Source organism: Xanthomonas sp. SHU 166, assembly GCF_000364685.1.
GTDB classification, from domain to species: domain Bacteria; phylum Pseudomonadota; class Gammaproteobacteria; order Xanthomonadales; family Xanthomonadaceae; genus Xanthomonas_A; species Xanthomonas_A sontii.
Window position 1 is genome coordinate 1 of record NZ_AQOJ01000305.1, and the last position, 4,730, is coordinate 4,730.

Consider the following 4,730-nt stretch of genomic DNA (forward strand, 5'->3'; position numbering starts at 1 on the left):
CCAGCACCGGGTCGGCGGCCGGCGCATCCGCGGCCGGCGTCGGCACCAGGCGCAGGGTGCGCGGCAGGCCGTCGCCGCCCATGTCCAGTTCGATCACGCCGGCCTCATCGTGCGCTGACGTCGCGCCGCGGGCCTGCTCGGGTAGGCTCAGGCGACCGAAAGCAACAAGCGTGTCCTCGACCGTCACGCGCAGTTTGCGCCGGAACACGAAGCGGCCCAGCGCCGTTGCCAGTTCCTCGGCGCCGCCGTCGGCCAGCAGCATCAGCAAGGCGTCGTCTGCCTGGCGCAGCAGCGCAAACACCGCGAGCACCCGGCCCTTGGCGGTGAGCCAGGCGTTCCACTGCCACTGGCCCACGGCCAGCGCCTGCACGTCGTTGGCGAATTGCGCATGGGCGAAGGCCGCTGCATCCGGGCCGCGCAATGCGACGTATTGCAGGTGTGGCAAGGCGGAAAAACCGCCGGATTCCAGATTCAGGTTGTCAGGCACGAGAGGGGAGGACTAAAATTGACGAGTTGTGAGACCCGCATGATAGGCCAACCAACCCCCACACCCGAGTCCGATCCCGAAACGCAGCGGCCCGCCGAGGACACCCCTCCGCAGACCGAGCCTGCGCCGCGGGAGATCGGCGGGCGCGGCGGCCTCGAGCCGACGCGCTACGGCGACTGGGAGAAAAACGGACGCTGCATCGATTTTTGAGCAGCTTTGAGCCAACGCGGCCTTAAGCACGCCGCCCAGCCGAGACAACGAGCCCAGCGAATGGCTACGCGCGAACGTCCCCTTTCCCCGCATCTGCAGGTCTATCGCTGGCAGATCCAGATGGTGACCTCGATCCTGAATCGAGCCACCGGCATCGTGCTGTCGATCGGTGCCCTGATCATCGCCGCCGGCCTGTTGGCGCTGATGCTCGGTCCCGCCTCCTGGAACTGCTTCCGCGACATCGCCGGCGCCTGGTACGGCCAGGTGTTCCTGTTCGGCTGGACCTGGTGCTTCGCTTTCCACCTGTTCGGCGGCCTGCGCCACATCCTGCAGGATTTCGGCCAGGGCTACGCCGTCCGCGCCTTCGTCACCATCGGCTGGCTGTCGGTCGTGCTCAGCTTCGTGCTGACCGCCGCGGTGTGGGCCTACGTGCTGCTGGGAGCCACTGCATGAGCCGCTATCGCACCCCGTTGAAGAACGTCCGCGGCCTGGGCGCGGCCAAGACCGGCACCGAGCACTTCGTGCTGCAGCGCCTGACCGCCACCGCGCTGGTGCCGCTGTCGATCTGGTTCCTGATCTTCGTGCTGAGCCTGCTCGGTTCGGACTATGTCGCCGCCACCGAGGCCGTGGCCAAGCCGTGGAACGCGATCCTGCTGGTCGGCTTCCTGATCGCCGCGTTCTGGCACGCCCAACTCGGCATGCAGGTGGTGCTGGAAGACTACGTGCACACCTCGCTGCTGGCGTTGGCCGCGCAGACCATCGTGCGCTTCGTCGCCGTGCTCGGCGCCATCGTCAGCATCTTCGCCGTGGCGCGCATCGCGCTGGGCATCGCCTGATCCATCGGCGCCCCCTCTAGGAACCACATTTCGATGTCCGCTTACAAGATCACCGAACACAAGTACGACATGGTCGTGGTCGGCGCCGGCGGCGCCGGCCTGCGCGCGACCTTCGGCCTGGCCCAGAAGGGCCTGCAGACCGTCTGCCTGACCAAGGTCTTCCCGACCCGTTCGCACACCGTGGCCGCGCAGGGCGGCATCTCCGCCGCGCTCGGCAACATGGGCGAGGACGACTGGCGCTACCACTTCTACGACACCATCAAGGGCTCGGACTGGCTGGGCGACCAGGACGCGATCGAGTACATGTGCCGCGAGGCGATCCCGGCGATCATCGAGCTGGAGCACTACGGCGTGCCGTTCAGCCGCACCGAGGACGGCAAGATCTACCAGCGTCCGTTCGGCGGCATGACCACCAAGTACGGCGAAGGCCCGTCCGCGCAGCGCACCTGCGCCGCCGCCGACCGCACCGGCCACGCCATGCTGCACACGCTGTACCAGCAGTCGCTGGCGCACAACGCGCGCTTCATGATCGAGTACTTCGCGCTCGACCTGATCTTCGACGAGGAAGGCGCCTGCCGCGGCGTGCTCGCCCTGGACATGGCCGAAGGCTCGTTGCATCTGTTCCGCGCCCACGGCGTGGTGCTGGCCACCGGCGGCTACGGCCGCGCCTACTTCAGCGCCACCTCGGCGCACACCTGCACCGGCGACGGCGGCGGCCTGGTGATGCGCGCCGGCCTGCCGATGCAGGACATGGAGTTCGTGCAGTTCCACCCGACCGGCATCTACGGCGCCGGCTGCCTGATCACCGAAGGCGTGCGCGGTGAAGGCGGCATCCTGCGCAACAGCAGCGGCGAGCGCTTCATGGAGCGCTACGCGCCGCACTACAAGGATCTGGCCTCGCGCGACGTGGTGTCGCGCTCGATGACCATCGAGATCCGCGAAGGCCGCGGCGTCGGCGAGCACAAGGACCACATCCTGCTCGACCTGACCCACCTCGGCCCGGGCGTGATCGACGAGAAGCTGCCCGGCATCGCCGAGAGCGCGCGCATCTTCGCCGGCGTCGACGTGCACAAGCAGCCGATCCCGGTGATCCCGACCGTGCACTACAACATGGGCGGCATCCCGACCAATTACCACGGCGAAGTGGTGCGCAAGGACGGCGACAACCCCGATGCGGTGGTGCCGGGCCTTTACGCCATCGGCGAGGCCGCCTGCGTGTCGGTGCACGGCGCCAACCGCCTGGGCTCCAACTCGCTGCTCGACCTGGTGGTGTTCGGCCGCGCGGTGGCCAACCGCTGCGCCGAGACGATCAAGACCGGCGCCCCGCACAAGGGCCTGCCGGGCGACGCCTGCGACAAGGCGCTAGGCCTGCTGGACAAGCTGCGCAACGCCAACGGCAGCACCCCGACCTCGGTGATCCGCGACAAGATGCAGCGCACCATGCAGTCCGACGCGGCGGTGTTCCGCACCAGCAAGACGCTGAAGGAAGGCGTGGACAAGATGGCCGACATCTTCGCCAGCTTCGAGGACGTCAAGGTGTCCGACCGCTCGCTGGTGTGGAATTCCGACCTGATCGAGACCTACGAGCTGAACAACCTGCTGCTCAACGCGGTGGCGACGATCAACTCGGCCGAACAGCGCAAGGAAAGCCGCGGCGCGCACGCCCACGAGGATTTCCCCGACCGCGACGACGTCAACTGGCAGAAGCACACGCTGGTCACCGTCGACGACAAGGGCCAGTGCAGCTTCGACTACCGCCCGGTGCACATGTACACGCTCAGCAAGGACGTGGACGTGGTGCCGCCGAAGCCGCGCGTTTACTGACCACAGCCGGGAAACGGGAGTAGGGAATCGGGAATCGAGAACAGCGCATGCGCTCTTCGCTCCCGCTTCCCATTCCCCATTCCCCAATCCCCATTCCCGGATTTTAAAGCCATGGCAGAGTTCACCCTCCCCAAGAATTCCAAGATCGGCAAGGGCAAGCACTTTCCCGCCAAGGGCGCGAAGAACGTGCGGACCTTCAAGGTCTACCGGTGGAATCCGGACGACGACAGCAACCCGCGGACCGACACCTACGAGGTGGACCTGGACGCGTGCGGCCCGATGGTTCTGGACGCGCTGATCAAGATCAAGAACGAGATCGACCCGACCCTGACCTTCCGCCGCTCGTGCCGCGAAGGCATCTGCGGGTCGTGCGCGATGAACATCGACGGCACCAACACGCTGGCCTGCACCAAGGCGATCAGCGACTGCGGCAAGAAGGAAGTGCCGATCTACCCGCTGCCGCACATGAGCGTGGTCAAGGATCTGGTGCCGGACCTGACCCACTTCTACGCGCAGTACGCCTCGATCAAGCCGTGGATCCGCACCCAGACCCCGCCGCCGCCGGACCGCGAGCGGCTGCAGTCGCCGGAAGACCGCAAGAAGCTCGACGGCCTGTACGAGTGCATCCTGTGCGCGTGCTGCTCGACCAGCTGCCCGAGCTACTGGTGGAACGGCGAGCGTTACCTGGGCCCGGCGATCCTGCTGCAGGCCTACCGCTGGATCATCGACTCGCGCGACGAGGACACCGGTGCGCGCCTGGACGATCTGGAAGATCCGTTCAAGCTGTACCGCTGCCACACCATCATGAACTGCGCGCGGACCTGCCCGAAGGGGCTGAACCCGGCGCTGGCGATCGCCGAGATCAAGAAGCTGATGATGGCGCGCCGCGCCTGATCGCAGCGGCACACGTTCCATACGGCGGGCCTGCCCGCCGACCGCGCGGCACCGGCTTTCGGGTTCGGTGCCGCGTTCGTTTTCGGCGGCTGCCGTGCGGCGCCGCCCCCAGGCAAGGGCGCATGCGATGGACGAGAGCACCGAACTGAAGAAGCTGCGCTGGCGCTGCCGGCGCGGCATGCGCGAACTGGACCAGTTGTTCGGCCGCTACCTGGACCGGCGCTGGGGGGAAGCTTCCGAGGACGAGCGCGGGGTTTTCCTATACCTGCTCGATTGCGAGGACGATAAGTTGTGGCGATGGTTCATGGGCTACGAGGCCTGTCCCGATGCGCGCGCCGCCGATCTCATCGCTTCCATCCGCGCCATGCCGGCTTGACTGGCGCCCGTCGCGCTGGCTGCTGGCCGCGCTGACCCTGCTCGGCGCGCTGGCGCCGCTGTCGCTGCTCGGCTCCGACCTGCCGCCGCACCTGGCCTGGCCG

General features: G+C 67.4%; 6 protein-coding genes and 1 pseudogene. 6 read left to right on the top strand and 1 reads right to left on the bottom strand.

The window, feature by feature from the left end; genetic code table 11:
• Positions 1 to 487: pseudogene (locus tag D180_RS09300) on the bottom strand (folate-binding protein); the annotation flags it as partial.
• 39 nt (positions 488 to 526) lie between these two features.
• On the opposite strand from D180_RS09300, the gene D180_RS22980 reads away from it, so the two are divergent.
• From D180_RS22980 to D180_RS09325, 6 genes are all read left to right on the top strand, one after another.
• Positions 527 to 697 (top strand): DUF1674 domain-containing protein, encoded by a 171-nt coding sequence (locus D180_RS22980; RefSeq protein ID WP_081481960.1) that lies wholly within the window; start codon positions 527 to 529, stop codon positions 695 to 697.
• A gap of 60 nt (positions 698 to 757) precedes the next feature.
• On the top strand, positions 758 to 1,150 hold the full coding sequence (gene sdhC / locus D180_RS09305) for a succinate dehydrogenase, cytochrome b556 subunit (protein WP_017912577.1): 393 nt from the start codon (positions 758 to 760) through the stop codon (positions 1,148 to 1,150).
• Entirely contained in the window at positions 1,147 to 1,533 is a 387-nt protein-coding gene (gene sdhD / locus D180_RS09310) for a succinate dehydrogenase, hydrophobic membrane anchor protein (protein ID WP_010342655.1), read from the top strand. The genes sdhC and sdhD overlap by 4 nt, the downstream gene beginning before the upstream one ends.
• A 33-nt stretch (positions 1,534 to 1,566) precedes the next feature.
• The gene (gene sdhA / locus D180_RS09315) at positions 1,567 to 3,357 is read left to right on the top strand and encodes a succinate dehydrogenase flavoprotein subunit (RefSeq protein WP_017908441.1); all 1,791 of its coding nucleotides are present in this window, start codon (positions 1,567 to 1,569) and stop codon (positions 3,355 to 3,357) included.
• Between the two features lie 111 nt (positions 3,358 to 3,468).
• Positions 3,469 to 4,251, top strand: a complete 783-nt coding sequence (locus D180_RS09320) for a succinate dehydrogenase iron-sulfur subunit (protein WP_017908442.1) — start codon at positions 3,469 to 3,471, stop codon at positions 4,249 to 4,251.
• Between the two features lie 127 nt (positions 4,252 to 4,378).
• Entirely contained in the window at positions 4,379 to 4,627 is a 249-nt protein-coding gene (locus D180_RS09325; RefSeq protein WP_017912578.1) for a succinate dehydrogenase assembly factor 2, read from the top strand.
• Positions 4,628 to 4,730 lie beyond the last annotated feature (103 nt).

What these genes read in the sequence shown, in the direction of transcription:
- D180_RS22980 (WP_081481960.1), top strand. Translation starts at nt 527, where the DNA reads ATGATAGGCCAACCAACCCCCACACCCGAGTCCGATCCCGAAACGCAG.
- sdhC (WP_017912577.1), top strand. Translation starts at nt 758, where the DNA reads ATGGCTACGCGCGAACGTCCCCTTTCCCCGCATCTGCAGGTCTATCGC.
- sdhD (WP_010342655.1), top strand. Translation starts at nt 1,147, where the DNA reads ATGAGCCGCTATCGCACCCCGTTGAAGAACGTCCGCGGCCTGGGCGCG.
- sdhA (WP_017908441.1), top strand. Translation starts at nt 1,567, where the DNA reads ATGTCCGCTTACAAGATCACCGAACACAAGTACGACATGGTCGTGGTC.
- D180_RS09320 (WP_017908442.1), top strand. Translation starts at nt 3,469, where the DNA reads ATGGCAGAGTTCACCCTCCCCAAGAATTCCAAGATCGGCAAGGGCAAG.
- D180_RS09325 (WP_017912578.1), top strand. Translation starts at nt 4,379, where the DNA reads ATGGACGAGAGCACCGAACTGAAGAAGCTGCGCTGGCGCTGCCGGCGC.